3 protein-coding genes and 1 pseudogene are annotated in these 2,145 nt (G+C 38.0%); 2 read left to right on the plus strand and 2 right to left on the minus strand.

All coding sequences use genetic code 11. The features are described 5' to 3' along the window. Together CXF78_RS21880 and CXF78_RS14960 are read left to right on the plus strand one after the other, a co-directional pair. Positions 1 to 156: pseudogene (locus CXF78_RS21880) on the plus strand (glucosaminidase); the annotation flags it as partial. Further along, complete coding sequence (locus CXF78_RS14960; RefSeq protein ID WP_011637482.1) at positions 149 to 802, plus strand: DUF2987 domain-containing protein; 654 nt, start codon at positions 149 to 151, stop codon at positions 800 to 802. The pseudogene CXF78_RS21880 and the gene CXF78_RS14960, both read left to right, overlap by 8 nt. A gap of 80 nt (positions 803 to 882) precedes the next feature. On the opposite strand, the gene ttcA is transcribed toward CXF78_RS14960, so the two are convergent. Together ttcA and CXF78_RS14970 are read right to left on the minus strand one after the other, a co-directional pair. After that, positions 883 to 1,821, minus strand: a complete 939-nt coding sequence (ttcA, locus tag CXF78_RS14965) for a tRNA 2-thiocytidine(32) synthetase TtcA (protein ID WP_011637481.1) — start codon at positions 1,819 to 1,821, stop codon at positions 883 to 885. A gap of 90 nt (positions 1,822 to 1,911) precedes the next feature. After that, positions 1,912 to 2,145, minus strand: a 234-nt coding sequence (locus CXF78_RS14970) for a universal stress protein (RefSeq protein WP_180957161.1), incomplete at its 5' end; no start/stop codon positions are given.

The raw sequence follows: 2,145 nt of genomic DNA on the forward strand, positions 1-2,145 counted from the left end.
GCCGATTTACGGGCTCAAAAAGTTAAACCAACAGCCGAGAAATTGGTTTATGGGTTAATGAATTATTCAGAACGAAAAGATGAGTACATTGATGAACTCCTCGAAATGCTTAAACACAATAAGCCTTATTTACAAGGGAACAAAGCTAATGCGTAATCGTACGCTACTTAACGGATTTATTTTTATATCGACTATTTTTATAGTGAATAGCAGTTTTGCTGAAACTGTTTCTTTAGAGTACAACGGCTTTTATGATCGATTAAAGCAAGTCAACAAGCAAAACTATCCACTCGTTGAGCTAGCCTTTAGTGTTCCTATAACACCTGATTGCACCATAGTATCAGGCAGTATTACCACCGAAAAAGAACAGTTTCCGTTAACATATACCAAACAACAACGTTTATTTATTCCTTACGATCCACAGCTTAAGTCTGACCGCGGCTTGGTGAATATTAATGTGGTGGGTGATGCTGCTCAATGTGGAATTGCCATGCAAGTTCGCGCTAAAGAAACTAAACAAAGTTTCACTCAAACAGAACTATTAGCATTAACTAACGATATGAATAAACTGCTTGATGGCTTACAGGGTTTTCCAATGAAGTATTTTAGAAAACCGATTAATGGACTCACGTTTGAGTTTGCTGAAATACAAGCTGATGGCAAAACAATTAAAGTTGTTATAGATGATGTTGAATCAATGGCTAACGAGAAATTCACTTTAACACTCGAACAAATCACTCAGCTGAAAAACATTTCATTTACTCACAAACCCAGTGTTGTCAGTCCTTTCGTTTCTCAGTAACCTGAACTCGGGATAAATAATAGTAAAAAAGGCGTTGATATCAACGCCTTTTGTTTATCTATTAACATCTAATATATTGATTATGGCTTAAACGTTGCTACCACATCGATTCTATTACTAATGTCTAAATTGATATGACCATTATTACTGATATCAACAAAATCAAAAGCAGGTAAGTCAGCATCGGCTACATCACCGGTGTTAACAGCATCGGGATTACGCTTTAATGATATAAAATCAAAATTCTCGCGATCAACACCTTGTGAAGGTGAGGTATTCTGCATTGCAGTAAAAATAGTTTCAATACGACCAGGGTGTTGCTTATCCCACATTTGTAACATGTCTTTAACTGCGCCACGTTTTAAGTTTTCTTGTGAGCCGCATAAGTTGCAAGGAATAATAGGAAATGATTTTAGAGTTGAATATTCTTCAATATCTTTTTCACGGCAATAGGCCAATGGACGAATGACCATATTAGCGCCGTCATCAGACAATAGTTTAGGCGGCATTGCTTTTTGTTTGCCAGCGTAGAACATATTCAAAAACATGGTTTCAATAATATCGTCACGATGATGACCTAAAGCAATTTTTGTTGCGCCAATATGTTGGGCAAATCCATAAAGAGTGCCGCGACGTAAGCGAGAGCAAAGTGAACATGTCGTTTTGCCTTCAGGGATCTTTTCTTTAACGATAGAATACGTATCTTTTTCGAGAATATGATAAGCCACGCCTAACTTATCTAAATAAGCAGGTAACACGTGCTCAGGAAAACCTGGTTGCTTTTGGTCTAGGTTAACAGCCACAATTTCAAATTTGATTGGGGCACGTTGTTGAAGGGTTAATAAAATATCCAGCATGGTGTAGCTGTCTTTGCCGCCGGAAAGGCAGCACATAACACGATCACCGTCTTCGATCATATTGTAGTCTGCAATGGCTGAACCGACTTCATGTCGTAGACGCTTTTGCAGTTTATTCATACGAGTAATATTTTGTTTAGCGATTGTATCAACTTCAGACATAAAAATGCGCCCAGTAACCAAGTGTTTCAGGGCGCGTATTATTCCAGTATTCGAGGTCAGGGTAAAGTAGTTAACCTATTCTATTGGAGACTAATCTTCTAAAGGTGATTTATAGCCATCAGGTTTAATCGCTAACAAATCACAATTAATGCTGTCGATGACATGTTCAGCAGTATTACCAATTAATGCAGCTGAAAAACCAGTGCGACCAACTGTACCCAGTACCACTAGTTCGGCATCTAATTTCGCCGCCATTTCTGGAATCACATCTTCCGGCAAACCTTCTTCAACATGACAATTTTCAAGCGGAATATTATATGCTTG

Origin of the sequence: Shewanella sp. 11B5 (genome assembly GCF_002836795.1) — a bacterium.
GTDB classification, from domain to species: Bacteria; Pseudomonadota; Gammaproteobacteria; order Enterobacterales; family Shewanellaceae; genus Shewanella; species Shewanella frigidimarina.

What these genes read in the sequence shown, in the direction of transcription:
- CXF78_RS14960 (WP_011637482.1), top strand. Translation starts at nt 149, where the DNA reads ATGCGTAATCGTACGCTACTTAACGGATTTATTTTTATATCGACTATT.
- ttcA (WP_011637481.1), bottom strand. Translation starts at nt 1,821, where the DNA reads ATGTCTGAAGTTGATACAATCGCTAAACAAAATATTACTCGTATGAAT.